Below are 23,934 nucleotides of genomic sequence, written 5' to 3'. Positions count from 1 at the left end.
GCGCGCGAAGCGCGCGAGGTGGCGCGCCGGCTGGGTGCCGACTGCGCCGTGGCCATCGGCGGCGGCTCCACCACCGGCCTGGGCAAGGCCATCGCGCTCGACTCCGGCCTGCCCATCCTGGCCATTCCCACCACCTACGCCGGCTCCGAGATGACGCCGATCTATGGCATCACCGAGGCCGGGTTGAAGAAGACCGGCAAGGACATCCGCGTCTTGCCGCGCACCGTGATCTACGACCCCGAACTCAGCCTGGGCTTGCCCGTGGGCCTGAGCGTGACCAGCGGCATCAATGCCATCGCGCACGCGGCCGAAGGCCTGTATGCGGTCGACGCCAACCCGGTCATCAGCCTCATGGCGCAAGAAGGCATCGCCGCCCTGGGCCGCGCGCTCCCTCTGATCAAGGCCAACCCGGGCGATGTGACCGCCCGGTCCGACGCGCTCTACGGCGCCTGGCTCTGCGGCACCGTGCTCGGCGCCGTGGGCATGGCCCTGCACCACAAGCTTTGCCACACCCTGGGCGGCAGCTTCAACCTGCCCCACGCCGAAACCCACACCATCGTGCTGCCCCACGCCTTGGCCTACAACGCCGCCGCCGTGCCCGAGGCCATGGCGCGCATCGCCACCGCCTTGGGCGGTACCAGCGCCGCACAAGCGGTGTTCGACCTGGCACGGGACAACGGCGCGCCGGTGGCACTCAAGGACATCGGCATGAAAGAAACCGATCTGGACCGGGCCTGCAAGATTGCGATGAGCAACCAGTACCCGAATCCAAGGGCGCTGGAGGCGGGGGCGATCCAGCGCTTGTTGCAGGACGCGTTTGAGGGGCGAAGGCCGGGTTGACACGGGGTTGCGGGCGGCGCGGCCGCGGGCATGATGCCGCGATCCGCTTTGTACAAACCGGGGAGACCCATGACATTCTTCCGCCATCTGCTCGTCATTCTTGGGGCATCACTGCTGCCAGGCGTCCATGCCAGTCACGATTCCCCGGAGAAGATTCTGGGATCCTGGGCCGTGGTATCGCCGCGCATGCACATCCTGAAACCTGCAACTGTTGTGCGCGAACTTCCTGTCAGCACCAAGACCGACAGGATTCGTGAGCTGACACCCGACGGCCAGGCTTTCGCACGAACCAATTTCTCCGCCTTGATGATCGAGGACGGTGCGATCGTGTTCGAGGAGTACGCGCAGGGCGCCACGCGAGAGTCGCCGCTGAACGCCTATTCCATGACCAAGAGCTGGACTTCGTTGGCCGTGGGAGAGGCGCTGTGTGCCGGAAAGATAAAAAGCCTGGAGGATCCTGCTTCCATCTACGCTCCAGAACTTGCCGGTACCGCTTACGGCGAGGCGAGTGTGCGCAATCTGCTGCGCTACACCAGTGGGGCGCAGGATCCGGGCGGCAACGGCTACTCGGGTATCCATGACACTCGGGACTTCGGCGCCATGATCAGGCACGACATGTCGCTTCTCGACTTGATGCGCAAGTACGGTGGCAAAAGCCGGTTCAAGGCTGGCGAGAAGTTTGTTTACAACGGACTCAATTCGGATGCGCTGAGCCTGGTGGTGCGGGGCGCGACTGGCGTTTCAATGCCGGTGTGGTTCGAGAACACGGTCTGGCAGAAAGCGGGCGCCGAGTATCCCGCCGGCTGGTACCTGGACCGTGATGGCCATGCAGTGGGGGAGATTCTGGTGTTCGCCACATCGCGCGACTTCGCCCGGGTGGGTCTTTATGTGCTGGACCACTTGAACGGCAAAATGGGCGATGCATGCATGCAGGCTTTCATGAAGGACGCAGCCTATCCCCATGTGGCCAAAGGCTACTGGAACTCGGCGCCATCGTGGGGCCTTGGGCTGCACCATGGTGCAGACGGCAACACGTGGATGTTTGGCCATGGTGGGCAGCGTGTGGGCATCAACGTGAAGGCCAATCGCTTGTTCTCGGCCAACGGCTCCAAAGATCACCCCTTCACCGATCCAGACGCGCAACGCCTCCTGGCGAAGTGAGCGGATCCGCCGGCCATACCACTTCGGAGAGATTCCGCCGGGCTCCTCTACAGTCGGACCTGTTGCTCACACAGGGAAGACGCACATGCCACAACATCGCATCGTGATCGTGGGGGGCGGCGCAGGCGGCCTGGAACTGGCTTGCAAGCTGGGGCGCCGCATGGGAGCCGAGCAGGTCACGCTGGTGGACCAGCAGCTCTTTCACATCTGGAAGCCTTCGCTGCACGAGGTGGCTGCTGGCACGCTCGACATTCATCAGGAGGGCTTGTCGTACGAAATGCTGGCGCATGACAACGGCTTCAGCTTCTGTCTCGGCGCCATGACCGGGCTGGACCTTGAAGCCAGGCAGCTGAGCGTGGCGTCCGTGGTGGACGAACACGGCGAAGAGCTGGTGCCGGCGCGCCAGTTGCCCTTTGACCAAGTGGTCTTCGCCGTCGGGAGCACGGCCAACCACTACAACGTGCCCGGGGCTGCGGACTTCACGCTCTCGCTCAACCGCCCGGCCGATGCCGAGCACTTTCGGCTGCGCATGCTCAAGCTGCTGACCGCAGCCGATCTGCGCAAGAGCGTGGGGGGTGAGGGGCAGGTGCGCATCGTGATCATCGGGGGTGGTGCCACCGGCGTGGAGCTGGCGGCCGAATTGCGCGAAGCCAGCGTGGTGCATTCGCGCTACGGTTTTCGCAGGATCGACCCGCACCGCGACGTGCAGATCACCTTGCTCGAAGGTGCCGATCGCATCCTGGCGCCCTTGCCCGAGAAGGTGTCGGTCGCGGCGGCGCAGCTGCTGAAGGAGCGCCATGTGAGCATCGAAGTGAACTGCAAGGTGGCGCGCATCACGCCGCAACAGGTGGAAGACGCTGCGGGTCGGGTGTTTGCGTCTGATCTGGTGGTGTGGGCCGCCGGCATCAAGGCACCCGACGTGCTGACCACGCTGGACCTGCCCACCAGCCGGTCAGGGCAGCTGCAGGTGAGCGACCGGCTGCTGGTGCAGGGCCAGTCCGACATCTACGCCCTGGGCGATTGCGCCGCCTGCCCCACGGCCGAGGGCGGCTGGGTGCCTCCGCGTGCCCAGGCCGCGCACCAGCAGGCCAGCTATCTGGTGGCGGCGCTCACTCGGCGCGCGAAGGGCCAACCCGCGCCCGATCGACCGTACGTCTACAAAGACCACGGCTCGCTGGTGTCGCTGGGCACGCAGTCCTCGGTGGGCAACCTCATGGGCAACCTGTTCCGCTCAACCTGGTTTGTGCAGGGCCTGCTGGCCCGCACGATGTATGTGAGCCTGCACCTGATGCACCACCAGGCCGTGCTCGGCACCCTGCGCACGGCGGTGCTGGCGCTGGCGCGTTTCCTGGTCAAGCGGGCCACGCCACTGGTCAAGCTGCACTGAGTCGTCGACCGGTTCAATACACCGTGAACCGCCCCGTCCACTTGCGCTCATACCCCATCTTCACGAAGTGTTCGGCCATGAAATCGATGAAGGTGCGCACCTTGGCACTGAGGTGTTTGCGGCTGGGGTAGGCCAGGTTCACGGTGATGCGCGGCAGGTCCCAGTCGTCGAGCACGGGCACCAGGCGCCCGGCCACGATGTCGTCGTAGACGATGTAGCTGGGCTGCACCAGGATGCCCAGGCCGTCGAGCGCGGCGGCGCGCAGGATCTGGCCGTCGTTGGATTCGAGCAGGGCCTTCACCGCCACCGTCTGGCTTTCCTCCCCGCGCGTGAAGCGCAGTTCGTAGGGGTTGTTGGCGTGCACGTAGATGAGCAGGTGGTGGCGCTGCAGCTCGTCCAGCGTTTTGGGGAAACCGTGTTTGGCGAGGTAGCGCGGTGAGGCGGTGAGCACGCGGCGGGTTTCGGCCAGGCGGCGGATGGTGATGTTGCTGTCGGGCTCGACCTCGCGGTTGCGGATCGCCACGTCGATGTTGTTGTCGATGATGTCCAGGTAGCGGTTGGCGGCCTCCACGTGCACGGTCACGTTGGGGTAACGCTCGGTGTACTCGCGCAGCAGCGGCGCGATGTGGTGCAGCGAGAACGAGAGCGAGGCGCTGATGCGCAGCGTGCCGGTGGGGTTGAGCGCCGCGGCGTTCACGGTGGACTCGGCGTCGCGCAGGTCGGCCAGGATGCTGCGGGCGCGCTGAAAGAATTCCTGCCCCGTGTCGGTGAGGTAGAGGCGGCGCGTGTTGCGCTCCACCAGGCGCACGCCCAGGCGCTCTTCGAGCGCGGCCAGCTGGCGGCTGGCGCTGGCGTTGGACATGTTCATCAACTCCGCCGCACGGCTGAGGCTCCCACTCTCGGCCACGTGCACAAACAATTCCATCTCGGTCCAGCGATCCATGGGTACCCCGTATTTGCAGCGCGCGGAAAAGTCATTTGCAGCGCCGCGCTGGTGGGCATTGTGCGCAGCTTCTACAGTGCGACCTACAGAGAAAACCCCGCAGGAAGAACCAGAGGAGACAGGCCGTGCGCAACCTCGATCAATACAACATCACGCAGGCTGTGATCGCGCGCTTCGCGCAGACGCCCGATCCGCGCCTCAAAGAGATCATGACCAGCCTGGTGCAGCACCTGCACGCGTTTGCGCGCGAGGTGAAGCTGACCGAGGCCGAATGGATGCAGGGCATCGAGTTCCTCACCGCCACCGGCCAGAAGTGCGACGACAAGCGCCAGGAGTTCATCCTGCTGTCCGATACGCTGGGCCTGTCGATGCTTACCGTGGCGATGAACAACGACAAGCCGCCGGGCTGCACCGAGGCCACGGTGTTCGGCCCGTTCCATGTGGAAGACGCACCGCACATCGAGCTGGGCGGCGATGTGGCCCAAGGTGCGAAGGGCCTGCCCTGCGAGGTGCGCGGCACGGTGCGCGGCCTGGACGGCGCCCCGGTGCCCCATGCGCACATCGAGGTCTGGCAAGCCGACGCTGAGGGCCTGTACGACGTGCAGCGTTCAGACTGTGACGCGGCCCAGGCTCGCGGCGTGCTGCAGGCCGACGCGCAAGGCCGTTACCACTTCACCTCCATCCTGGCCGAGGCCTACCCGATTCCCGACGACGGCCCGGTGGGCGACATGCTCAAGGCCACCAAGCGCCATCCGTGGCGCCCGGCCCACCTGCACTTCCTCATCCAGGCGCCTGGCTACCAGACGCTGATCACCCACGTGTTCCGCAACGGCGACCAGTACCTGGACTCCGACGCGGTGTTCGGCGTGCGCGAGTCGCTGATTGCCGACTGGTTGCCGCAGGCCGACGGCCGTTACCTCGTTGAATTCGATTTCGTTCTCAACCCCGCCCGCTGAGTTTTTTTGCCACCGCCCCACAACAAGGAGACTAGACCATGATGAAACGCGCCTTCCTCACCACCGCGCTGGTGGCCGCACTCACCGCCGCCGGCCTGGGCAGCGCTCATGCGCAACAGACCTTCAAGTTGACCATTGCGTCGAGCCACCCGACCACGTTGCCGTGGGTGGGCTTGATGAGCTCGCTGTTCGTGCCCGAGGTCAACAAGCGCGTGGCCGCACTCAACAAGGGCTACAAGATCGAGTGGCGCGAGGCCTACGGCGGCCAGCTCTACAAGATGAACGCCACGCTCACCAGCGTGGAGCAGGGCATCACCGACATCGGCTGGGTGTTCCACAACCTCGAAGCCGCCAAGATGCCGCTTTCGCAGTTCGGGACCGTGACCCCGTTCACCACCGACGACGTGCGCATCATCCTGGACGTGGCCAACGAGATGAACGAGAAGGTGCCCGCCCTGCAGAAGGAATGGGACAGGAACAACATGGTGTTCCTGGGTGCCACCGGCGTGGACACCTACCACCTCTTCACCAAGAACCCGATCGCCACCTACGCCGACCTCAAGGGCCGCAAGATCAGTGCGCCGGGCAGCATCGGCCTGTGGCTCAAGGGCTCGGGTGCGGTACCGGTGGACGGCTCGCTCACCAGCTACTACACCGACATCCAGACGGGGGTGAGCGAGGGCACGATCTCGATTGCCACCGGCATCCTGCCCAACAAGATCTACGAAGTGGCGCCCTACATCACCACGGTGAACATCGGTGCCCTCTACATCGGCGGCATGGCCATGAACAAGGACAGCTACGCCGGCCTGCCGCCCGAGGTGCAGCAGATCGTGAAAGACGTGGGCAAGGAGTATTCGAAGGCGCTGGGTGCCACGCTGATGCAGCGCTACGAGGCCGCCATCAAGACCATGGAGACCAATGGTGCGAAGCAGACACCGTCGGTGCGCGTGACCAACATGAGCTCGGGCGAGCGCGACAAGTGGGTCAAGACCATGCCCAACCTGGCCGCCGAATGGGCCAAAACCAATGCGTCCAAAGGTCCGGCCAAGGAGATCGTGCAGACCTACATGGATGCGTTGCGCAAACGCGGTGTCAAACCCGCGCGCGACTGGGACAAAGAACTTTGAACCACCCCCGCGCCGCGCTTGCAGCGCGTCACCCCCTCCAGGGGGCGTGACCTGGGGCCGGCGGAGCCGGACCCGCGGTCACCCTGGGTGGGACATTGCACGCCGCCACGTCACCTTCTTCTCTTTTTTGGGTTCATCTCATGAGCTACGAAGCGAACACCGACCTGGAGGCCGGGCCGCCGCCATCGGGCGCGCCCACCAGTGCGTTCGGGCGGTTGATCGACGGTCTCAATGCCCTGGGCTCGGTGGTCATCGGTTTGATCATGGTGTTGATGTGCACCGACGTGCTGCTTCGCAACCTGTTCAACCGGCCCATTGACGGCGTGGCCGAGCTGGTGGCCACGTCCATCATCGTGATCGTGTTCCTGCAACTGCCGGCCACGCTGCGCCACGGACGCATGAGCCGCGCCGACCTGTTCATCGACCCCTACATCCTCAAGCGGCCGCGCGCCGGCAAGCGGCTGCGCGCCGTGTTTTCTGTGGTGGGCATCTTCGCCTGCGGCGTCATTGCGTACGCCACCTGGCCGCTGTTGCAACGTGCCTGGAGCAATGACGAGTTCCTGGGGATCGAAGGCATCTTCACCTTTCCCACCTGGCCGATGCGGCTCGTCGTGCTCACCGGTGCTGCACTGGCGGCGATTCAATACGCGTTGCTGGCGGTGCAGGACTGGCGCGAAGCCGCCGGGGGCAGGCCATGAGCGAGTTGCACATCGGCCTGCTGGCGATCGGCTGCATGCTGGCCTTCATCTACTTCGGCATGCACATCGGCATTGCGCTGATTGCCACATCTTTCGCGGGCGTGTGGTTGATCCGAAGCCCCGAGGTGGCGGCCCGCTTCGTGGCTGCGGCGGCCAACGACGCCATTCGCGACTACCTGTTCGGCGTCATACCCTTGTTCGTGCTGATGGGCATGCTGGTGAGCGTGTCGGGCGTGGGGCGCGACACGTTCGACGTGTTCCAGTGGCTCATGCGACGCATCCGTGGCGGCCTGGGCCTGGCCACGGTGGCGGCCAACGCAGTGTTTGCCGCCATCACCGGCATCTCCATTGCCTCGGCCTCGGTGTTCACCAAAGTCGCCGTACCCGAGATGATCCGCCACGGCTACACCGCGCGTTTCTCGGTGGGTGTGGTGGCTGGCTCATCGGTGCTGGGCATGTTGATTCCACCCAGCTTGCTGATGATCATCTACGGCGTGCTGGCCGAAGAGTCCATCGGGCGCATGTTCATCGCCGGCATCGTGCCGGGCATCCTGATTGCGCTGGGCTTTGCGGTGCTGATCGTGGGCATGGCCTGGTTCTGGCCGCACAAGGTCGGCACACCCGAGGCGCTGGCCGGGTTGGGCGGCGGTGCACAGGAAACACCGCTGTCGGCCACCATCAAGTTCGTGCCCATCCTGCTGCTCATCACACTGGTGCTCGGTGGCCTGTACGGTGGCTTTTTCACGCCCACCGAAGCGGGTGCGGTGGGTGCAGCTGGTGCACTGGTGATTGCGCTGGTGCGCCGGCGACTCACCTGGCGAAAGCTGTGGCAGGTGCTGGTGGAAACCGGCTACGTGTCGGTGTCCGTCCTGTTCCTGATCATTGCGGCCATGCTTTACAGCCGCATGCTGGCGCTGACCGGCATGCCGGGTGCGGTCACCGAAAGCATCACCGGCATGGGTCTGGGGCCGTGGGGATTCATCTTCCTCTATGTGCTGATCGTGATCGCCATGGGCTGCATCATCGATTCGGTCTCCATCATGCTGATCATGTTGCCCATCGTGCTGCCGATCGCTCGCGCGTTCGGCATGGACGTGGTGTGGTTCGGGGTGGTCACGGTGGTGGCGGTGGAGATCGGCCTGCTCACGCCGCCGTTCGGCGTGTCGTGCTACACGGTGAAGTCGGCCCTCAACGACCCGCGCATCGGCATTCGAGACATCTTCGCCGGCACCTTTCCGTTTGTGGTCATGATGACTTTCGTGCTGATCCTTCTCATCTCTTTTCCTGGCCTCTCGACCTGGCTGGCCTACCTCTGAGATTCTTCCCATGCTGTTCACCTTCATCCTGATCGACAAGCCCGATTCGGCGGCGCTGCGCACAGCCATGCGCCCCACCCACAAGGCTTACCTCGCGGCGGTGGCCGAGCGCATCGCGTTTGCCGGCCCGTTCGTGCACGACGACGGCAGCACCATGCTGGGCAGCCTGCTGGTGATCGATTTTCCCTCTCGCGACGCGGCCCACGCCTGGCTGGCCGAGGAGCCGTTCACGAAAGCGGGGCTGTACGGCAGCGTCTCGGTGCAGGCCTTCGTGAATCTCTGGCCACAAATGGCCGGTTTCCCACCCACCGTCTGATGAACACCATGGTCAAACACATCGTGATGTGGAACATCCAGGGCAGCTCCGACGCCGGCAAGGCGGCTGCGATCGATCGCGTGAAGGCCGCGTTTGAAGCCCTGCGCGGCAAGATTCCGGGCCTGCTCCACATCGAGATCGGCGTGGACCGCAGCGGAGTCGACTACGCCTGCGACGTGGTGCTGTACTCCGAGTTCGAGTCGCAGGCCGCGCTGGACGCGTACGCGATGCACCCCGAACACCTGCGCGTGCGCCAGGACATTGAGGGCCTGCGCGTGGCGCGTCACCAGGTGGACTACGCGACTTGAAGCGCCGGCCGATAATCCATTCACCCCAACGAGCCCGCTCCGTGAAGCGGGCTCTTCTTTTGTTTGATGCCCGTGGCCCTGTCCCTCATCACCGATCCGTTTTTTTACGCTGTGGCCATTCCCGCCGTTCTGTTGCTGGGCGTGAGCAAGAGCGGCTTTGGCGCCGGCTTCGGTTCGCTCGCCGTGCCCATGATGGCGCTGGCGGTCACGGTGCCGCAGGCCGCCGCCATCCTCATGCCGGTGCTGCTGCTCATGGATTTGCTGGGCATGGCCGCTTTCCGCAACAACGTGGACAAACGCTTGCTGATGTTCCTGCTGCCCTTTGGCCTGGCGGGCATTGTGGTGGGCGCGCTGCTGTTCAAGCTGCTGGACGCGCGTTTGGTGGCCGGCATCGTGGGGGTCTTCACGCTGCTGTTCCTGGCCCAGCGGCTGGTGTTTCCGCCCAAGCCCGACAGCGCGCCGCCGCCCAAATGGGTGGGTGCCTTGCTCAGCGTCACCTCCGGTTTCACCAGCTTCATTGCGCACGCGGGCGGGCCACCGCTCAACGCCTACGTGATCCCGCTGCGCCTGTCGCCCCTTCTGTTCACCGGCACGCTGGCCTTCTTCTTTTTCTTCATCAACCTGGCGAAGTGGATTCCCTACGCCTGGCTGGGCCTGCTTGATGTGCGCAACATGACGACCTCGCTGGCGCTGCTGCCGTTTGCCCCCATCGGCGTGTGGGTGGGCGTGCGCATCGCGCACCGGATCAAACCCTTGTTGTTCTACCGGCTGGTCTACACCGGCATGTTCCTCACTGGCTGCAAACTGGTCTGGGACGCGCTCGCATAACATAGGCGCTCACCGTTTCTGCCCCGCCTCGCGCCCTGCCGTGCGGGCCGTTCCCCAGCCAAGGAGCTTCAGATGCCGATCGTGGTGGTTGCCAATCCCAAAGGAGGCGTGGGCAAATCCACGCTGTCGACCAACGTCGCCGGCTACTTTGCCAGCCAGGGCCACGCGGTGATGCTGGGCGACGTGGACCGCCAGCAGTCCTCGGCCCTGTGGCTCAAGCTGCGTCCCCCGGCCGCGCGGCCCATCATGAGCTGGGATGTGTCGCACGACCTGATTGCTCGCCCACCCAAGGACGCCACCCATGTGGTGCTCGACACGCCTGCCGGCCTGCACGGCTGGCGCTTCAAGGACGTGCTCAAGATCGCTGACAAGGTGCTGGTACCGCTCCAGCCCAGCATCTTCGACATCTACGCCACGCGCGCCTTTCTGGACGAACTGGCCGAAACCCGCCGGGCCGACAAGCTGCAGATCGGCATCGTCGGCATGCGGGTCGACCCGCGCACCATCGCGGCCGACAAGCTCAACGAGTTTGTCGCGAGCCTGGGCCTGCCGGTGCTGGGCACGCTGCGCGACACCCAGAACTACATTCACCTCGCGGCGCGCGGTCTCACGCTGTTTGACGTGGCGCCCGGCCGGGTGGAAAAAGACCTGCAGCAGTGGCAAGCCATCTGCCAGTGGCTGGACGCCTGAGCTTCTCGCTCTGTCCCGGTGCCGACATGCATTGGCGCCTGCCGGTCGTACAGTGGCGCGCATGAAAACATTTGAAACCCTGGCCGATGTGGCGGCCTGCGTGGGCCAGGAAGTGGCCGTGAGCGACTGGGTCACCATCACCCAGGAACAGGTCAACCGCTTTGCCGAGGCCACCGGCGATCATCAGTGGATCCATGTCGATGTGGAGCGTGCCAAGGCGGGGCCGTTTGGTGCACCGATCGCGCACGGCTTCCTCACGCTGTCCTTGTTGCCCGTGTTTTTTGAGTCTGCGTTGGACATCAAGGGCTCCAGCATGGGCGTGAACTACGGACTCAACCGTGTGCGCTTCACCTCGCCCGTGCCTGTCGGCAGCCGGGTGCGCGCCCGCATGACGTTGCAGGCCTGCGAGGCTATAGAACACGGCGGCCAGCAAATGACCTGGGCGGTGGTGGTGGAGCGCGAAGGCGCGGACAAACCGGTGTGTTTCGCCGAATCGCTGGTCCGGCGCTACCCCTGAACCGCCGGAGTCACTTGATCCGCACGAGCTGCTTGGGCTCGAGCCATCCTTCAAAGATCTGGATCAGTGCGTTGATGCGCTCGGCCGCCACCGACTGGTTGTGCTGCTGCGAGATCAGCTGAAAGGCGTCGTTGCGCAGCATCCACAGTTCTTGCGGAGTGCGCGCCGACTCGATCTTCTTGCGCAGGCGCAGGGCCTGCTGGTCCAGACAATCTTCGATCGCCTGCAGCAGGTGGTTGCGGATGCCCGCCAGGTCTTTGAGCGATGCCTTGTGCGAACTGCGCCTGCGGGGAGCGGAGGCCACGCCCAACCAACGTGCGATGGAAGTGATCAAGCTGTTCTCCAGGCAAACGGCGCTGCCAGGGTGCTGGTCTGGGCCGTCATGGCGAGGGTCGGGATGCGGGTGTGCATGTGAAATTATCGGGCCAGTGTCGAACAAATTGACACGCCTTGCGGGTCTGGCGCGTGATCTGTTTCACGAAATCGCCCCGGCGAAGGCCTGTTGGCGCCAGGCCTCAAACACCGTCACGGCCACCGAGTTGGACAGGTTCAGGCTGCGTTGGCCCGCCAGCATGGGCAGGCGCAGGCGCTGGGCCTCAGGGATGGACTCGCGCAGCCTCTCAGGCAAACCACTGGTCTCGGAGCCGAACACCAGCCAGTCGCCGGGCTGGAACGCGGTGGTGAAAGCGCTGTGGCTGCCGCGCGTGGTGAAGGCAAACAGGCGGGCTGGATCGGGTTGTTCGGTCTGCAGGAAGGTGGCCCAGTCGGCGTGGCGGCGCAGTGGGGCGTACTCGTGGTAGTCGAGCCCGGCGCGCTTCATGTGCTTGTCGTCCATGGAGAAACCCAGCGGCTCGATCAGGTGCAGCGAGCAGCCCGTGTTGGCGCTCAGGCGGATCACATTGCCCGTGTTGGGCGGGATTTCGGGGCTGACCAGAACGATGTTGAACATGGCCGCCGAGCTTAGCGGCTCGGCGCGGTGCGCGCGAACACCAGTGCGCTGATACGAGCGGCGCCTGCCTGCTGCAGGGCCTGCGCTGCGGTGTGCAGGGTGGCCCCGGTGGTCGTCACATCGTCCACCAGCAGCACGTGGCGGCCCACGAGCAGCTGGGCATGCAAGGGATGGGCGGCGAATACGCCGCGCAGGTTGCGCAGCCGCGCCTCGCGGCCCAGGCTGTGCTGGTCGGGCGTTTCCCCCAGGCGCACCAGAGCGGTGGCCAGCGTGCTGCCCACCGGGCCCGGGGCCAGACGGCGTACGGCCTTGATCAGTTCCCAGGCCTGGTTGTAGCCGCGCTCACCCAGCCGCCGCGCGGTCAGTGGCACGGGTACCACCAGCCCGCAGCTTTGCAGCAGGGGCAGGGCGCCCGGCACCTGCAACATCCGCTGCGCGAAGGGCTTGGCCCAGCCGGGCTCCGAGCGGAACTTGAAGCGGGCAATGAGACCGTCCCAGGGGTATTCGTAGTCCACGGCAGCGAGGCACTGCGCCAACGGCGGCGCTTCGGGCGAGGTCTGGCAAGCGCCGCACAGGTCCAGGTCGCCCGGGACCACGGCGGCACAGGTCCGGCAGCGGAACCGGTGCACCGCGAAGCGCTGGACGCAGGCCTCGCACACCGGCTGCGCGGGCCATGCCGCACAGACCTGGCAGGTGGCCGGCAGGGATTCCAGCAAGGCGTGTCGGGCGGCGAGCATCTGGCCAATATACTGGCGCGCTTCCGTCGATACCCCCTGGGCTCCTGGCCCGTCTTGCTGTTTGAAAACGCCCACCGCTCCCGAGAATCCCGTGCCCGGACTGGACCCCGTGGCCGCGCAGCGCTGGCTGCAGCGTGCGACCACGACCAGCCCCTGGTTGCACGAGGAGGTGGGCTCCCGCATGGCCGACCGCCTGCCGTGGTTCCGCGAACTGCCGACCAGCTGGCTGCACTGGGAGCCGGTCCAGGGCGGGCTGGAGGTTCACCGCAAATTGCGCGGCATGCTGCCCGAGGCGGCTTGCCACGTGGTGGCCCGCCGGCTGCCCGAGGCGCTTGAAGCCACGCGCGAAGCAGCGACGCGCTCATGGAACCCGCTGCAGTGGGGCCGCGCTGCGGGCCCGGCGGCCGCCACGGCTGAAACCCGCGTGCGCATGCTGTGGGCCAACATGGCGCTGCACATGGAGCCGCGGCCGCAGACCTTGCTGGCGCGCTGGCACCAGCAGATCGAGACCGATGGCTTCCTGATGTTTTCCTGCCTGGGGCCCGACAGCCTGAAGGAACTGCGTGCGCTTTACGCCGCGCAAAGCTGGCCGCTGCCGGCCCACGCATTCACCGACATGCACGATTGGGGCGACATGCTGGTGCACGCCGGCTTCGCCGAGCCGGTGATGGACATGGAGCGCATCACGCTGTCGTACAGCAATGCCGCGGCCCTGTTGGCCGAGCTGCGTGGCCTGGGGCGCAACCTGAGCGATCAGCGTTTCGGCGCCTGTCGATCGCGCCGTTGGCACGACAGGCTGTGCGCAGCGATCGAGTCGGATCTTCCTCGCTCGGACGACGGCCGGCTCGTGCTGACCTTCGAGATCATTTACGGCCACGCTTTCAAGCCCGTGCCCCGGGTGCCGCTGGCCTCCAGCACCTCGCTGGCGGTGGACGACATGCGCGCCATGCTGCGCGCAGGCCGTCGCTGAGCGGGCCTTGCCGGCAGCCATGCCACCTTGTCCCACTCGGGAGTGGCGCCTTTGTCAGCGGAGTCCCGGTTTGGCACCGCTACAATCTGCGCTGGCCAAATTTTCAAGGGCATCTTCCCTTTGCCAACGCATCGTCTCCTCAAGCGATCGCGACCAGTACCGGTGGTGGGTGGTGAACCAGGCAAACAGCGCTTTTCGATTCGCGACCGTATCCGATCAGGGCATGGAGTGGTCGCTCAAGCGCAACTGTTCGGTAACCCCGGCTCAATTGGGCTACCTCTACGCTTCCATGTGCATCCTTTCGATGGGTGTGGCGGCTTTTTTCTGGTCTCAAGGTGCGACTTTGGTGTTGCCTTTTGCGGTGCTGGAGTTGGTGGCGGTGGGCGCGGCGTTCCTGGTGTACGCGCGGCATGCCACCGACAGTGAACGCATCAGTCTGCTGGAAGGCCGGCTGGTGGTGGAGTGGGAAACGGCAGGGCGCTCGTCGCGTTGCGAATTTGCTCGCGAGTGGGTTCGTGTCGAACCCCGGCCAGATGTCGGTCAGCTGATTGAAGTTCGGGGTGGCGGGAGGTCGGTGCAGGTGGGGCGGTTTTTGCGCTCCGACTTGCGGCCGTTGCTGGCGCGGGAGATTCGCCAAGCCCTGCGTGGGGTTTGACGGAGTCTGGAGATGGGGTCGAGGTGACTGGGCGGTTGGGTGGAGCCCTGAAAATTTGTTCTAATCTGCATTGATATAAATCAATACTTATATTTGAGGCGCAAAAAGTGAGTACGACGAAGAAAACGGTGCATTCCCCACGGAACCCCTGGGCCAGGCTGTGCGCTGCTGCCACCACGCTGACACTCGGTCTTGGTGCCTGGACCTCAGTCGCGGCACAAAAGGTCAACGACCTGCCGGGTGGTCCTGCCGTCAATCAGCTCAACTTTGCGCCTCCTGTCACCCGCATTGCCGAAGAGCAGCACTGGCTGCACTGGTTCATGATGGCCCTGTGCGCCGTCATCTTCGTCATCGTCTTCGGTGTGATGTTCTATTCCATCCTGAAGCACCGCAAGTCGGTGGGTCACAAATCGCAAGTGCTGGCCGAGCCCATCTGGGTCGAGCTGGGCTGGACCATTGTTCCCCTGCTGATCGTCATCGGCATGGCGCTGCCCGCCACCAAGGTGCTGGTGGCCCAGAAAGACACCACCAACAGCGACCTGACCATCAAGGCCACGGGCATGCAGTGGAAGTGGGGCTACGACTACATCAAGGGCGAAGGCGAGGGCATCGGCTTCCTCTCCACGCTGGACAACAACCACCGCGTCATGTCCAACAGCGGCAAACCCGAGCCCACCGACAACTACCTGCTCAAGGTGGACAACCCGTTGGTGGTGCCCGTGGGCAAGAAGGTGCGCATCATCACCACCGCCAACGACGTGATCCACGCCTGGATGGTGCCGGCCTTCGGCGTCAAGCAGGACGCCATCCCCGGCTTTGTGCGCGACACCTGGTTCCGCGCCGAAAAAACCGGTGACTTCTATGGTCAGTGCGCCGAGCTGTGCGGCAAGGAACACGCCTACATGCCCATCCACGTGAAAGTGGTGTCGGCCGAGGAATACACCGCCTGGGTGAGCGAAAAGCAGAAAGCCCTGGCCGCCGCAGCCGATGACCCAACCAAGGTGTGGGTGCTTGCCGATCTGGTCAAGCGCGGTGAGTCCGTGTACGCCGCCAACTGCCTGGCATGCCACCAAGCCACTGGCAAGGGCGCAGGCCCGATCAAGGCGCTGGACGGTTCCGCCATCGTGGTGGGTGACGACAAGGCGCCGCTCATCAACGTGTTGCTCAACGGCCAGAACAACGGTGCCATGCCTGCGTGGAAGCAGCTCAGCGACACCGAACTCGCAGCGGTCATGACCTATGCCAAGAACACCTGGTCAAACCAGACCCAGCAGATCGTGCAGCCGGCCGACGTACAAGCCGCCCGACAGTGATCGCGTTGACGAACCAACATTGAGCTTCCAAGGAAATCGACCATGAGTGCTGTTCTCGACCACCACGATGCCCACGGCCACGACCACGACCACCACGCCCCCACGGGCTGGCGCCGCTGGGTCTACGCCACCAACCACAAGGACATCGGCACGCTGTACCTGCTGTTCTCGTTCACCATGCTCATGGTGGGCGGCGTGTTGGCCCTGCTGATCCGCGCCGAGCTGTTCCAGCCCGGCCTGCAACTGGTGAACCCGGGCCTGTTCAACCAGCTCACCACCATGCACGGCCTGATCATGGTGTTCGGCGCCATCATGCCGGCCTTCGTTGGCTTCGCGAACTGGATGATTCCGTTGCAGATCGGCGCATCCGACATGGCGTTTGCGCGCATGAACAACTTCAGCTTCTGGCTGATGATCCCGGCCGCGCTGATGCTGGTGGGCTCGTTCTTCATGCCCGGTGGCGCACCGGCAGCCGGCTGGACGCTGTACGCCCCGCTGACCCTGCAGATGGGCCCCTCGATGGACGCCGGCATCTTTGCCATGCACATCTTGGGCGCGTCGTCGATCATGGGTTCGATCAACATCATCGTGACCATCCTCAACATGCGTGCACCCGGCATGACGCTGATGAAGATGCCCATGTTCTGCTGGACCTGGCTCATCACCGCCTACCTGCTGATCGCCGTGATGCCCGTGCTGGCCGGCGCGATCACCATGACGCTGACCGACCGCCACTTCGGCACCAGCTTTTTCAACCCCGCTGGCGGCGGTGACCCGGTGATGTACCAGCACATTTTCTGGTTCTTTGGCCACCCCGAGGTCTACATCATGATCTTGCCGGCCTTTGGCATCGTGAGTCAGGTCGTGCCCGCGTTCTCTCGCAAGAAGCTGTTCGGCTACGCCTCCATGGTGTACGCCACCGGCTCCATTGCCATCCTGTCCTTTGTCGTGTGGGCACACCACATGTTCACGACCGGCATGCCGGTCACGGGTCAGCTGTTCTTCATGTACTCGACCATGTTGATCGCCGTGCCCACGGGTGTGAAGATCTTCAACTGGATCGCGACCATGTGGAAGGGCTCGATGACCTTCGAGACCCCGATGCTGTGGGCCGTGGGCTTCATCTTCGTGTTCACCATCGGTGGTTTCACCGGTCTGATCCTGTCGGTTGCCCCGATCGACATCCAGATGCAGGACACCTATTACGTGGTGGCCCACTTCCACTACGTGCTGGTGGCAGGTTCGCTGTTCGCCATGTTCGCAGGCATCTACTACTGGCTTCCCAAGTGGACCGGTGTGATGTACAGCGAAACCCGCGGCAAGATCCACTTCTGGTGGTCGATGATTTCGTTCAACATCACCTTCTTCCCGATGCACTTCCTGGGTCTTGCCGGCATGCCCCGCCGCTACGCCGATTACCCCATGCAGTTCGCCGACTTCAACGCCATCGCCTCGGTGGGCTCGTTCTTCTTCGGTATTGCGCAGGTGTATTTCTTCGTGGCTGTGATCCTGCCCGCCATGATGGGCAAAGGCGAAAAAGCGTCGCAGAAGCCTTGGGAAGGCGCCGAGGGGCTGGAGTGGGAAGTGCCGTCGCCCGCACCGTTCCACACCTTCGAGAACCCGCCCAAGCTGGATGCCACCGCCACCAAGGTGATTGGCTGATCCGGCCATGGCCCGCAACATGACGCCCGAACAGAAGAAACACAACCAGCGCCTAGGCCTGATCCTGGCTTCGGTTGCGGTCGTGTTCTTCATGGGATTTGTCGGCAAGATGGTGTTTCTGGGCGGCTGACGCCCCGACGCCACCCAACACAGGAACCAGACCGTGGGACTGCGCAGCGAAAACTTCAAGATGGTGGGCAAACTCGGCGTGATCACGTTGGGCATGTTTGCCTTCGGCTATGCGCTGGTGCCCATTTACAACGCGATCTGCGAAGCGACCGGCATCAACATCCTGTCGCTGTCCGACCGGCAGATTCCGGGCGCTACGTCCAGGGCGGCGGCCAACACCCAGGTGGACACCAGCCGCACGATCACGGTGGAGTTCGACGTGAACAGCCGCGGACCCTGGTATTTCAAGCCCGCCGTGCGATCGATGCAGGTACATCCGGGTGAATTGAACACGGTGATGTACGAGTTCCAGAACATCCAGAACCGCACCATGGCGGCCCAGGCCATTCCGAGCTATGCGCCCAAGCAGGCCATGGCCCACTTCAACAAGCTCGAGTGTTTCTGCTTTACGCAGTACACCTTGCAGGCGGGTGAGAAGAAGGAATGGCCGGTGGCCTTTGTGATCGACCCGCGCCTGCCCAAGGACGTGACCACGATCACCTTGTCCTACACGTTCTTCGAAGTCGGCGGCAAGGTGCCTGCGGCGCCTGCCGATGTGGCGTTTGAACCCGCCATGACGGTGAAGCCTGCCGGTGCCGTATGAGCGAACCACTGCACAAGCGCAAAGGCTCCTTCGCTGGCACGGTCAAGGCTGTGTTGTGGGGGTTTCTGGGCGTGCGCCGCAACGCCGACTACCAGAACGACATCGCCAGGCTGAACCCATTGCACCTGATGGCGGTGGGTGTCGGCATGGCGTTTCTGTTCGTGCTGGCCCTGATCCTGTTGGTGAACTGGGTGGCGGGCTGAAGCCGCCGTTCACCTCGAACGTTTTTCCATCATTCAAACAAGCGACAACACTGGAGTGAGCATGGCAGCAGCATCCCACGGCACAACGCCCTATTACTACGTCCCCGGTCCATCACGGCACCCGGTGATGGCGTCGATTGGCCTGTTCTTCGTCATTCTGGGCGCAGGTCAATGGATCAACGGTGCAGGTTGGGGCGCGTACTCACTCGCTTTTGGCATGGCGTTCTGGCTTTTCGTGCTGTTTCAGTGGTTCAGCGAATCGGTGCGCGAGAGCGAAAGTGGCATGTACGGACGCAAGATCGACCTCTCTTTCCGTTGGAGCATGAGCTGGTTCATCTTCTCGGAAGTCATGTTCTTCGGCGCCTTCTTCACCGCACTCTGGTGGGCCCGCGTGCACTCGGTGCCTGCCTTGGGTGGCTTCGAGAATTCACTGATCTGGCCCGACTTCTCGGCCGTCTGGCCCAGTGTTCAGGCGGGCGCCACGGCGTCGCCAGCCGGCATCGTGGAACCCTTCCAGACCATGGGCCCGTTCTGGCTGCCCACCATCAACACCGCGCTGCTGCTGACCTCGGGCGTCACGCTCACCATTGCCCATCACGCACTGCAGGTGGGCAACCGCAGCAAGACCATCGCCTTCATGTGGATGACGGTGTTGCTGGGCATCGTGTTCCTGATCGTCCAGGGCTACGAGTACTACCACGCCTATGTCGACCTGAACCTCAAGCTCAGCTCGGGCATCTTCGGTTCCACCTTTTTCATGCTCACCGGCTTCCACGGTTTCCACGTGTTTGTGGGCATGTTGATGCTGCTCTTCATCACCCTGCGCCTGCAGAAGGGTCACTTCACCAAAGACCGCCACTTCGGCTTCGAAGGAGCAGCCTGGTACTGGCACTTTGTGGACGTGGTCTGGTTGGGCCTCTACATCCTGGTCTACTGGCTGTGAGCCTTTTCCGGGTTGTTCGACAACCCCGGGTGGCACAACAAAAAAGCGCCATCGGGCGCTTTTTTGTTGCTGCAGCCAAGGCGGGCAGTTGACGTGATCAGCGTTGCATGGGCAGGCCCGTGGGCTGGATCCAGCCCATCAGGTAGCTGATGAGCACGACCACGAACAGCAGGATGGAAAAGCCGACACGAAACGCCAGTGCTTTGGCCATGTGGTTCTTGCGGGGAGGTCCGTCGGGCGCATCGGCTGCGTCGGACTGGCCGCCGCGCATCATGAACACAAGGGCTGCTCCCAGACTTCCGACGATGGCGATGAATGCCGCGATGACCAGATATTTCATGACCCGGATTATCGGCGGAGCCGCGCTGCGCGTTGCGCCAGTGGGCTTCGCTCCAGAGCCGGGAGCAGGGGCATGATGTCGGCTCGCGTCCGCCTCGCAGTGGTCACCGTGGCCACCGTGTTCACCATGGCGGTCACCGCCTCGCTGGGCTTCTGGCAGCTCGACCGCGCACGCCAGAAGACCGCTTTGCAAGAGCAGATCGACCAGCGCGCCAGCTTGCCTGCGTGGCAGGTGGACGAGTTGCTGGGGGCGAGCGATCCGCAGCAGGGCGTGCACCGGCCGGTGCAGTTGCGCGGGCAATGGGTGAACGAAGCCTCCGTGTTCCTGGACAACCGTCAGATGAGCGCCCGCAACGGTTTCATTCTGGTCACGCCGCTGAAGCTGGCAGGCAGCGAGCGCGCAGTGCTGGTGCAGCGGGGCTGGGTGCCGCGCGATTTCACCGACCGCAGCCGCGTGCCCACCATCGACACGCCATCGGGCGAGGTGCAGGTGGAGGGGCGCTTGGCCCCGCCGCCGGGCAAGCTATACGAGCTGGGCGAGGCGGGCACAGGTGCGATCCGGCAAAATATCGACCTTGGCACTTTTGCCCAGGAAACCGGTCTCAAACTGCTGACCGTGTCCGTGCAGCAAACCGGTGCTTCCCACGAAGGCCTCTTGCGCGAATGGCCGCGCGCCGCGGTCGGGGTCGACAAGCACCACGGTTACGCCTTCCAGTGGTTTGGCTTGTGTGCGCTGGCCGGCCTGCTCTTTCTCTGGTTTCAAATCATTTCCCCCCGCCGAAAGCGCATTTCCCATGGCACAGACGCCCGATGAACCCCTGACCCTCACCGTGCACAGCCTGCCCCAGCTCGACCAGGCCGGCGCAGGCGCGGTGGTGAACGCCCGATCCGGGCGCTGGAAGCTGCTGGGTCTGGCGTTGGTGTGTGTGGCGCCTGTGGTGGCCTCCTACCTCACCTACTACGTGATCCGCCCCGAAGGCCGGCGCAACTACGGCGAACTGATCGACCCGCAACGCCCGCTGCCCGCCATCACGGCGGTCAATGCAGCAGGCCAGACCGTGCCGCTGGCGACACTCAAAGACCAGTGGTTGCTGATCAGCGTGGCGGACAGCGCGTGTGTTGAGGCCTGCCAGGAGCACCTGCTGCTGCAGCGCCAGTTGCGCGAAACACTCGGCCGTGAAAAGGACCGGCTGGACTGGGTGTGGTTGCGCACCGGCGATGTACCCCTGACCGAACCGCTGAAGCAGGCCACCGCGGCTGCACAGGTCTTGCAGATCGACGCTCAGGCCTTGGCCGCTTGGTTGCAGCCGGCCGCTGGCCAGAAGATCGAGGACCACCTCTACGTGGTTGATCCGCTGGGCAACTGGATGATGCGTTTCCCCGCCAACATCGATCCCAAGCAGGCCAAGCGCGACCTCGATCGTCTGCTGCGCGCATCAGCCTTCTGGGACAAAGCCGGCCGGCAGCCATGATGAACCCCCACGCTCCGCACTTCTTGTCGTCGCTGCCCCCCGAGGGGGCGCAGGCCCGCCTTGAGCCGGCTCGGCGGAGGACCTGACATGGACACCCAACCACTCTACGACCTGGCCCCCATCGCCCGCATCATGTTGCTGGGTGTGGTGCTTGCGCTCGGCCCGCTGGCCTGGGTGTGGGTGCGCAACCGCCACGCGCCACCTGCGCAACGCCTGCGTGTGCTCACCCTTGTCACGCTGTTCCTCACCTTCGATCTGGTCCTGTTTGGCGCCTTTACCCGCCTGACCGATTCCGGTCTGGGTTGTCCCGACTGGCCGGGCTGTTACGGCAGTGTGAGCCCGGTGGGCGCCAGCGCCAACATTGCGGCGGCGCAGGAAGCCATGCCCACCGGCCCGGTCACCTTTTCCAAAGCCTGGATCGAGATGATCCATCGTTATCTCGCCACCGCCGTGGGCGTGTTGATCCTCGTGCTCGCGCTGGTGAGCTGGCTGGAGCGCAAGCGCCTGTCGGTGTCTTTCGTGTGGCCGCTGGTCACGCTGGTGTGGGTTTGCGTGCAAGGCGCATTTGGTGCGCTCACGGTGACCATGAAGTTGTTCCCTGCCATCGTCACCTTGCACCTGCTCGGTGGCTTGGGCCTGCTGGCCTTGCTGCGTGCGCAGTCGGTGGCCTACCGACTTGCCGAACCCGGTCACCGGGGGCCGACCCCGCTGCCTGGGCGCCTGCGTCTGGCGTTGGTGGCGGTCACCGTGTTGCTGTGGTGGCAGATCGCGCTGGGAGGCTGGGTCAGCACCAACTACGCCGTGCTGGCCTGCAGCGAATTCCCCACTTGCCAGGGCAGTTGGTGGCCGAGCATGGATTTCCGCGAAGGCTTCACGCTGTGGCGCCACCTCGGCTTGAACAGCGCCGGTGAGGCCATCGCCTTCCCGGCCCTCACTGCCATTCATTACGTGCACCGCCTCATGGCCTTTGTGGTGCTGGGCGCCATGGTGTGGCTGGGCTGGCGTCTGTGGCGGGTGCCGGGCATGGGACGCACCGCGCGCGCCTTGCTGCTGCTCGCGCTGTGGCAGTTCGTCAGCGGTTTGACCAATGTGGTGCTGGATTGGCCGCTGCTGGCCGCAGTCGGTCACACGGCCGGCGCCGCTGCGCTGGTGATCGTTTTCACTGGCGCGCTCAGCGGCACACACAGTGCCGCACCCCGCCGCGCCGAAGCCCCCGGGGACGGAGCCCTGAACATGTTCCGATCTACTCCATGAGCGCCGCTTCCTCTCCTCCTGTGGCCGTGGCCTTGCCCTCGGTCTGGCGCCAGTACCACGCGCTGACAAAACCGCGCGTGATCCAGCTCATCGTGTTCTGTGCCCTCATCGGCATGGTGCTGGCGGTACCCGGCGTGCCCACCTGGGCGCAGGTGCAGCTCGCCGCCATTGCCTGTTTCGGTATCTGGCTCGTGGCCGGCGCGGCCGCTGCGTTCAACTGCGTGGTCGAGCAGCACATCGACGCCAAGATGAAGCGCACCGCCTGGCGTCCTACCGCCAAAGGGCAGCTCACCAACGGCAAGACGCTGTCGTTCTCTGCCGTGTTGTGTGGCGCTGGTTCGGCCGTGCTGTACTTCGCGGTCAACCCACTGACCATGTGGCTGACCTTCGCCACCTTCGTGGGCTACGCGGTGGTCTACACCGTGATCCTCAAGCCGCTCACGCCACAGAACATCGTGATCGGGGGCGCATCGGGCGCCATGCCGCCGGTGCTGGGCTGGGCCGCCATGACGGGCGTGGTATCGCCCGAGGCATTGATCCTGTTCCTGATCATCTTCCTCTGGACGCCACCGCACTTCTGGGCGCTGGCGCTCTACCGCGTGGAGGACTACCGGAAAGCCGGCCTGCCCATGCTGCCCGTCACGCACGGCTCTGAGTTCACGCGGCTGCAGATCCTGCTCTACACCTTTGTGCTATTTGCCGCCTGCCTCATGCCCTTCATGATGCGCATGAGTGGCTGGTTCTACCTGGTCAGCGCCATTGCCCTGAGCATCGGCTTCTGCGGTTATGCCTGGGCACTGTGGCGCAACTATTCCGACGCGCTCGCGCGCAAGACCTTCCGTTTCTCATTGATTCACTTGTCGCTGCTGTTCGCCGCGCTGTTGATCGACCATTACCTCTGACCGCCATGCCTTCCCACACCGCACTCACCCGCCGCCAGGTACTGGGCGCCACGCTCGGCGCCACCGGCCTGTTCATCGCCGGCTGCAGCGAACAGGCCGCCAGCTTCTCCGGTATCGACATCACCGGCGCCGACTACGCCACCGGCTTTTCGCTCACCGACCACAACGGTCAGGCTCGTACGCTGGCCGACTTCAAGGGCAAGGCGGTGGTGATCTTCTTTGGCTTCACGCAGTGCCCTGACGTGTGTCCCACGTCGATGAGCGAGCTGGCCGAGGCCAAACGCCTGCTGGGCGCCGACGGAGAACGCCTGCAGGGCCTGTTCGTGAGCATCGATCCCGAGCGCGACACGCCCGAGATCATGAAGCAGTACATGGCCAGTTTCGACCCCAGCTTTCTCGCGCTGTACGCCGCGCCCGACGCGCTGCCTGCGTTGGCCAAGAGCTACAAGATCTACTACAAGAAGGTCGACGGTCCCACGCCCACCAGCTACACGATGGACCATTCGGCCGGCAGTTATGTCTACGACCCGCAAGGCCGCATCCGCCTCTACCACCGCTATGGCAGCGGAGCGCCAGCACTGGCTGCCGACTTGAAGAAGCTGTTGGCCGGCTGAGACCCACTGGATCCCAACAAAAAACAGCGCCCTCGGGCGCTGTTTTTTGTTGAAGGGAT

At 64.4% G+C, this 23,934-nt stretch carries 30 protein-coding genes; 25 read left to right on the top strand and 5 right to left on the bottom strand.

Translation table 11 applies throughout. From position 1 onward, the window contains the following. The 3 genes from Q0C59_RS03320 to Q0C59_RS03310 all read left to right on the top strand — a co-directional run. Positions 1-840, top strand: an 840-nt coding sequence (locus Q0C59_RS03320; protein WP_291211675.1) for a maleylacetate reductase, incomplete at its 5' end; no start/stop codon positions are given. 69 nt (positions 841-909) lie between these two features. Next, positions 910-2,001 carry a serine hydrolase gene (locus tag Q0C59_RS03315; RefSeq protein WP_291211673.1) on the top strand — a complete coding sequence of 364 codons (1,092 nt, stop codon included), beginning with the start codon at positions 910-912 and terminating at the stop codon, positions 1,999-2,001. A gap of 85 nt (positions 2,002-2,086) precedes the next feature. Further along, positions 2,087-3,388 carry an NAD(P)/FAD-dependent oxidoreductase gene (locus Q0C59_RS03310; protein ID WP_291211671.1) on the top strand — a complete coding sequence of 434 codons (1,302 nt, stop codon included), beginning with the start codon at positions 2,087-2,089 and terminating at the stop codon, positions 3,386-3,388. Positions 3,389-3,401: 13 nt separating this feature from the next. Here Q0C59_RS03310 and Q0C59_RS03305 read toward each other — a convergent pair whose 3' ends face one another. Then, complete coding sequence (locus Q0C59_RS03305; RefSeq protein ID WP_291211670.1) at positions 3,402-4,331, bottom strand: LysR family transcriptional regulator; 930 nt, start codon at positions 4,329-4,331, stop codon at positions 3,402-3,404. Positions 4,332-4,456: 125 nt separating this feature from the next. On the opposite strand from Q0C59_RS03305, the gene Q0C59_RS03300 reads away from it, so the two are divergent. The 9 genes from Q0C59_RS03300 (at position 4,457) to Q0C59_RS03260 (ending at position 11,090) form a co-directional block, all read left to right on the top strand. Next, positions 4,457-5,287 (top strand): intradiol ring-cleavage dioxygenase, encoded by an 831-nt coding sequence (locus Q0C59_RS03300; RefSeq protein WP_291211668.1) that lies wholly within the window; start codon positions 4,457-4,459, stop codon positions 5,285-5,287. A gap of 38 nt (positions 5,288-5,325) precedes the next feature. After that, positions 5,326-6,417: a C4-dicarboxylate TRAP transporter substrate-binding protein gene (locus tag Q0C59_RS03295; RefSeq protein ID WP_291211665.1), complete on the top strand. Its 1,092-nt coding sequence runs from the start codon at positions 5,326-5,328 to the stop codon at positions 6,415-6,417. A 140-nt stretch (positions 6,418-6,557) separates the two neighbouring features. Next, complete coding sequence (locus Q0C59_RS03290) at positions 6,558-7,115, top strand: TRAP transporter small permease subunit (RefSeq protein ID WP_291211663.1); 558 nt, start codon at positions 6,558-6,560, stop codon at positions 7,113-7,115. Next, on the top strand, positions 7,112-8,431 hold the full coding sequence (locus tag Q0C59_RS03285; protein ID WP_291211660.1) for a TRAP transporter large permease: 1,320 nt from the start codon (positions 7,112-7,114) through the stop codon (positions 8,429-8,431). Before Q0C59_RS03290 ends, Q0C59_RS03285 begins: the two co-directional genes overlap by 4 nt. A gap of 10 nt (positions 8,432-8,441) precedes the next feature. Then, positions 8,442-8,747, top strand: a complete 306-nt coding sequence (locus tag Q0C59_RS03280) for a YciI family protein (protein ID WP_291211657.1) — start codon at positions 8,442-8,444, stop codon at positions 8,745-8,747. A gap of 8 nt (positions 8,748-8,755) precedes the next feature. Next, the gene (locus Q0C59_RS03275) at positions 8,756-9,055 is read left to right on the top strand and encodes a Dabb family protein (protein ID WP_291211651.1); all 300 of its coding nucleotides are present in this window, start codon (positions 8,756-8,758) and stop codon (positions 9,053-9,055) included. 72 nt (positions 9,056-9,127) lie between these two features. Next, positions 9,128-9,883, top strand: coding sequence for a sulfite exporter TauE/SafE family protein (locus Q0C59_RS03270; protein WP_291211648.1), 756 nt, complete (start codon positions 9,128-9,130; stop codon positions 9,881-9,883). Between the two features lie 72 nt (positions 9,884-9,955). Beyond that, the gene (locus tag Q0C59_RS03265) at positions 9,956-10,573 is read left to right on the top strand and encodes a ParA family protein (RefSeq protein ID WP_291211643.1); all 618 of its coding nucleotides are present in this window, start codon (positions 9,956-9,958) and stop codon (positions 10,571-10,573) included. 61 nt (positions 10,574-10,634) lie between these two features. Next, complete coding sequence (locus tag Q0C59_RS03260; protein ID WP_291211639.1) at positions 10,635-11,090, top strand: MaoC family dehydratase; 456 nt, start codon at positions 10,635-10,637, stop codon at positions 11,088-11,090. Positions 11,091-11,100: 10 nt separating this feature from the next. Here the strand turns inward: Q0C59_RS03260 and Q0C59_RS03255 are convergent, their stop codons facing one another. The 3 genes from Q0C59_RS03255 to Q0C59_RS03245 form a co-directional block, all read right to left on the bottom strand. Further along, positions 11,101-11,424, bottom strand: coding sequence for a hypothetical protein (locus tag Q0C59_RS03255; RefSeq protein ID WP_291211637.1), 324 nt, complete (start codon positions 11,422-11,424; stop codon positions 11,101-11,103). A 141-nt stretch (positions 11,425-11,565) separates the two neighbouring features. Further along, positions 11,566-12,039 carry a tRNA (uridine(34)/cytosine(34)/5-carboxymethylaminomethyluridine(34)-2'-O)-methyltransferase TrmL gene (gene trmL, locus Q0C59_RS03250; protein WP_291211634.1) on the bottom strand — a complete coding sequence of 158 codons (474 nt, stop codon included), beginning with the start codon at positions 12,037-12,039 and terminating at the stop codon, positions 11,566-11,568. A gap of 11 nt (positions 12,040-12,050) precedes the next feature. Beyond that, positions 12,051-12,776 carry a ComF family protein gene (locus Q0C59_RS03245; protein ID WP_291211631.1) on the bottom strand — a complete coding sequence of 242 codons (726 nt, stop codon included), beginning with the start codon at positions 12,774-12,776 and terminating at the stop codon, positions 12,051-12,053. A gap of 91 nt (positions 12,777-12,867) precedes the next feature. Here Q0C59_RS03245 and Q0C59_RS03240 point away from each other — a divergent pair, with 91 nt between their 5' ends. From Q0C59_RS03240 to Q0C59_RS03205, 8 genes are all read left to right on the top strand, one after another. Next, positions 12,868-13,746 carry a biotin synthase gene (locus Q0C59_RS03240; protein ID WP_291211627.1) on the top strand — a complete coding sequence of 293 codons (879 nt, stop codon included), beginning with the start codon at positions 12,868-12,870 and terminating at the stop codon, positions 13,744-13,746. A 223-nt stretch (positions 13,747-13,969) separates the two neighbouring features. Beyond that, positions 13,970-14,401: a DUF2244 domain-containing protein gene (locus Q0C59_RS03235; protein WP_291211689.1), complete on the top strand. Its 432-nt coding sequence runs from the start codon at positions 13,970-13,972 to the stop codon at positions 14,399-14,401. Between the two features lie 158 nt (positions 14,402-14,559). Next, positions 14,560-15,714, top strand: coding sequence for a cytochrome c oxidase subunit II (coxB, locus tag Q0C59_RS03230; RefSeq protein ID WP_291211686.1), 1,155 nt, complete (start codon positions 14,560-14,562; stop codon positions 15,712-15,714). 42 nt (positions 15,715-15,756) lie between these two features. Continuing rightward, entirely contained in the window at positions 15,757-17,376 is a 1,620-nt protein-coding gene (gene ctaD, locus Q0C59_RS03225) for a cytochrome c oxidase subunit I (protein ID WP_291211624.1), read from the top strand. A gap of 19 nt (positions 17,377-17,395) precedes the next feature. Further along, a complete protein-coding gene (locus tag Q0C59_RS03220) occupies positions 17,396-17,506 on the top strand; it encodes a cytochrome oxidase small assembly protein (protein ID WP_291211684.1) in 111 nt (36 codons plus the stop codon). Between the two features lie 33 nt (positions 17,507-17,539). Beyond that, positions 17,540-18,148 (top strand): cytochrome c oxidase assembly protein, encoded by a 609-nt coding sequence (locus Q0C59_RS03215; protein ID WP_291211621.1) that lies wholly within the window; start codon positions 17,540-17,542, stop codon positions 18,146-18,148. Continuing rightward, complete coding sequence (locus Q0C59_RS03210; protein WP_291211619.1) at positions 18,145-18,351, top strand: DUF2970 domain-containing protein; 207 nt, start codon at positions 18,145-18,147, stop codon at positions 18,349-18,351. The genes Q0C59_RS03215 and Q0C59_RS03210 overlap by 4 nt, the downstream gene beginning before the upstream one ends. Positions 18,352-18,412: 61 nt before the next feature. Beyond that, positions 18,413-19,294, top strand: a complete 882-nt coding sequence (locus Q0C59_RS03205; protein ID WP_291211617.1) for a cytochrome c oxidase subunit 3 — start codon at positions 18,413-18,415, stop codon at positions 19,292-19,294. A gap of 97 nt (positions 19,295-19,391) precedes the next feature. On the opposite strand, the gene Q0C59_RS03200 is transcribed toward Q0C59_RS03205, so the two are convergent. Then, complete coding sequence (locus Q0C59_RS03200; RefSeq protein WP_291211615.1) at positions 19,392-19,634, bottom strand: twin transmembrane helix small protein; 243 nt, start codon at positions 19,632-19,634, stop codon at positions 19,392-19,394. Positions 19,635-19,706: 72 nt separating this feature from the next. Here Q0C59_RS03200 and Q0C59_RS03195 point away from each other — a divergent pair, with 72 nt between their 5' ends. The 5 genes from Q0C59_RS03195 to Q0C59_RS03175 all read left to right on the top strand — a co-directional run bounded on the left by Q0C59_RS03195 (position 19,707) and on the right by Q0C59_RS03175 (position 23,875). Then, positions 19,707-20,447 carry an SURF1 family protein gene (locus Q0C59_RS03195; protein WP_291211612.1) on the top strand — a complete coding sequence of 247 codons (741 nt, stop codon included), beginning with the start codon at positions 19,707-19,709 and terminating at the stop codon, positions 20,445-20,447. Next, positions 20,428-21,105, top strand: a complete 678-nt coding sequence (locus Q0C59_RS03190) for a hypothetical protein (protein WP_291211609.1) — start codon at positions 20,428-20,430, stop codon at positions 21,103-21,105. Before Q0C59_RS03195 ends, Q0C59_RS03190 begins: the two co-directional genes overlap by 20 nt. A gap of 87 nt (positions 21,106-21,192) precedes the next feature. After that, positions 21,193-22,359: a heme A synthase gene (locus Q0C59_RS03185; protein ID WP_291211607.1), complete on the top strand. Its 1,167-nt coding sequence runs from the start codon at positions 21,193-21,195 to the stop codon at positions 22,357-22,359. Then, positions 22,356-23,261, top strand: coding sequence for a heme o synthase (gene cyoE / locus Q0C59_RS03180; RefSeq protein WP_291211604.1), 906 nt, complete (start codon positions 22,356-22,358; stop codon positions 23,259-23,261). Before Q0C59_RS03185 ends, cyoE begins: the two co-directional genes overlap by 4 nt. A gap of 5 nt (positions 23,262-23,266) precedes the next feature. Beyond that, complete coding sequence (locus Q0C59_RS03175; RefSeq protein ID WP_291211601.1) at positions 23,267-23,875, top strand: SCO family protein; 609 nt, start codon at positions 23,267-23,269, stop codon at positions 23,873-23,875. Positions 23,876-23,934 lie beyond the last annotated feature (59 nt).

The sequence above is a fragment of the Hydrogenophaga sp. genome (assembly GCF_022844385.1).
GTDB lineage: Bacteria > Pseudomonadota > Gammaproteobacteria > Burkholderiales > Burkholderiaceae_C > Hydrogenophaga.
This window is presented reverse-complemented; position numbering and strand designations above follow the sequence as displayed.

What these genes read in the sequence shown, in the direction of transcription:
- Q0C59_RS03315 (WP_291211673.1), top strand. Translation starts at nt 910, where the DNA reads ATGACATTCTTCCGCCATCTGCTCGTCATTCTTGGGGCATCACTGCTG.
- Q0C59_RS03280 (WP_291211657.1), top strand. Translation starts at nt 8,442, where the DNA reads ATGCTGTTCACCTTCATCCTGATCGACAAGCCCGATTCGGCGGCGCTG.
- Q0C59_RS03285 (WP_291211660.1), top strand. Translation starts at nt 7,112, where the DNA reads ATGAGCGAGTTGCACATCGGCCTGCTGGCGATCGGCTGCATGCTGGCC.
- Q0C59_RS03245 (WP_291211631.1), bottom strand. Translation starts at nt 12,776, where the DNA reads ATGCTCGCCGCCCGACACGCCTTGCTGGAATCCCTGCCGGCCACCTGC.
- Q0C59_RS03190 (WP_291211609.1), top strand. Translation starts at nt 20,428, where the DNA reads ATGGCACAGACGCCCGATGAACCCCTGACCCTCACCGTGCACAGCCTG.
- Q0C59_RS03200 (WP_291211615.1), bottom strand. Translation starts at nt 19,634, where the DNA reads ATGAAATATCTGGTCATCGCGGCATTCATCGCCATCGTCGGAAGTCTG.
- Q0C59_RS03205 (WP_291211617.1), top strand. Translation starts at nt 18,413, where the DNA reads ATGGCAGCAGCATCCCACGGCACAACGCCCTATTACTACGTCCCCGGT.
- Q0C59_RS03305 (WP_291211670.1), bottom strand. Translation starts at nt 4,331, where the DNA reads ATGGATCGCTGGACCGAGATGGAATTGTTTGTGCACGTGGCCGAGAGT.
- Q0C59_RS03210 (WP_291211619.1), top strand. Translation starts at nt 18,145, where the DNA reads ATGAGCGAACCACTGCACAAGCGCAAAGGCTCCTTCGCTGGCACGGTC.
- Q0C59_RS03295 (WP_291211665.1), top strand. Translation starts at nt 5,326, where the DNA reads ATGATGAAACGCGCCTTCCTCACCACCGCGCTGGTGGCCGCACTCACC.
- Q0C59_RS03235 (WP_291211689.1), top strand. Translation starts at nt 13,970, where the DNA reads ATGGAGTGGTCGCTCAAGCGCAACTGTTCGGTAACCCCGGCTCAATTG.
- trmL (WP_291211634.1), bottom strand. Translation starts at nt 12,039, where the DNA reads ATGTTCAACATCGTTCTGGTCAGCCCCGAAATCCCGCCCAACACGGGC.
- Q0C59_RS03310 (WP_291211671.1), top strand. Translation starts at nt 2,087, where the DNA reads ATGCCACAACATCGCATCGTGATCGTGGGGGGCGGCGCAGGCGGCCTG.
- Q0C59_RS03185 (WP_291211607.1), top strand. Translation starts at nt 21,193, where the DNA reads ATGGACACCCAACCACTCTACGACCTGGCCCCCATCGCCCGCATCATG.
- Q0C59_RS03260 (WP_291211639.1), top strand. Translation starts at nt 10,635, where the DNA reads ATGAAAACATTTGAAACCCTGGCCGATGTGGCGGCCTGCGTGGGCCAG.
- ctaD (WP_291211624.1), top strand. Translation starts at nt 15,757, where the DNA reads ATGAGTGCTGTTCTCGACCACCACGATGCCCACGGCCACGACCACGAC.
- Q0C59_RS03195 (WP_291211612.1), top strand. Translation starts at nt 19,707, where the DNA reads ATGATGTCGGCTCGCGTCCGCCTCGCAGTGGTCACCGTGGCCACCGTG.
- Q0C59_RS03290 (WP_291211663.1), top strand. Translation starts at nt 6,558, where the DNA reads ATGAGCTACGAAGCGAACACCGACCTGGAGGCCGGGCCGCCGCCATCG.
- cyoE (WP_291211604.1), top strand. Translation starts at nt 22,356, where the DNA reads ATGAGCGCCGCTTCCTCTCCTCCTGTGGCCGTGGCCTTGCCCTCGGTC.
- Q0C59_RS03265 (WP_291211643.1), top strand. Translation starts at nt 9,956, where the DNA reads ATGCCGATCGTGGTGGTTGCCAATCCCAAAGGAGGCGTGGGCAAATCC.
- Q0C59_RS03220 (WP_291211684.1), top strand. Translation starts at nt 17,396, where the DNA reads ATGACGCCCGAACAGAAGAAACACAACCAGCGCCTAGGCCTGATCCTG.
- Q0C59_RS03275 (WP_291211651.1), top strand. Translation starts at nt 8,756, where the DNA reads ATGGTCAAACACATCGTGATGTGGAACATCCAGGGCAGCTCCGACGCC.
- Q0C59_RS03175 (WP_291211601.1), top strand. Translation starts at nt 23,267, where the DNA reads ATGCCTTCCCACACCGCACTCACCCGCCGCCAGGTACTGGGCGCCACG.